This window comes from Legionella sheltonii (genome assembly GCF_026191355.1).
GTDB lineage: Bacteria > Pseudomonadota > Gammaproteobacteria > Legionellales > Legionellaceae > Legionella > Legionella sheltonii.
Genome location: NZ_JAPHOQ010000050.1, coordinates 1 through 731 on the forward strand (window position 1 = coordinate 1; position 731 = coordinate 731).

The following is a 731-nucleotide window of genomic DNA, read 5'->3' on the forward strand; positions in this document are numbered from 1 at the left end:
TGACTACAACGATGTGGAGCACAAACAATTTATTTACGATTGGTTTGTCGGATTCAATGGCTATTTACATGTCGATGGTGACAATTTTTTTGAACTTGTGGGTAGCAGCAATGCGCACATTGTCAATTGCAACGCGCATGCGCGCAGAAAATTTGAACCTATTGCCCAATCTAATAAAGGCAAAGGCATTGCCAAAGAAGCCATGCGCTTTTTTAAAGAGCTTTATAAAATAGAGCGTGAGGCTAAAAATAATCAACTGAATCCAGACCAACGTCACCAGTTGCGTCAGGAAAAATCCAAACCACTCATGGAAGCCTTTAATACATGGGTTGATAAGGTCTATCCTACAACTTTGCCCCAATCACCGCTTGGGAAAGCACTCAATTACTGTGTTAAATATAGAGATGGACTGATGCGCTTTTTAGATGATGGGCGTCTGGAAATCGATAACAATCTTACTGAACAAGAAATCAAACCCTTGGTCATTGCTCGAAAGAACTTCTTGTTTTGCGCCTCTGTTGAAGGTGCTGAGGCCTTGTGTTTACACTTCAGTATCATCAGAACGGCTAAATTACACAATCTCGACCCTTATCATTACTATGTCATGTTGTTAAAGAACGCTCCTCTTTGCAACAGTGTTGATGATTATGAAAAACTGTTGCCTTGGAATATTGGCTTAGATTATACCCCTAAGTTGTAAATTGTAAGCCTGTGGTTCTTGGAGCGCTTAC

The 731-nt window shown here is 40.5% G+C and carries 1 protein-coding gene; it reads left to right on the plus strand.

Features of this window, described 5'->3' with window-relative positions:
* Window positions 1–700 (plus strand): IS66 family transposase (gene tnpC / locus OQJ26_RS19310; RefSeq protein WP_265705289.1); only part of this gene is annotated, 700 nt, incomplete at its 5' end.
* Window positions 701–731 lie beyond the last annotated feature (31 nt).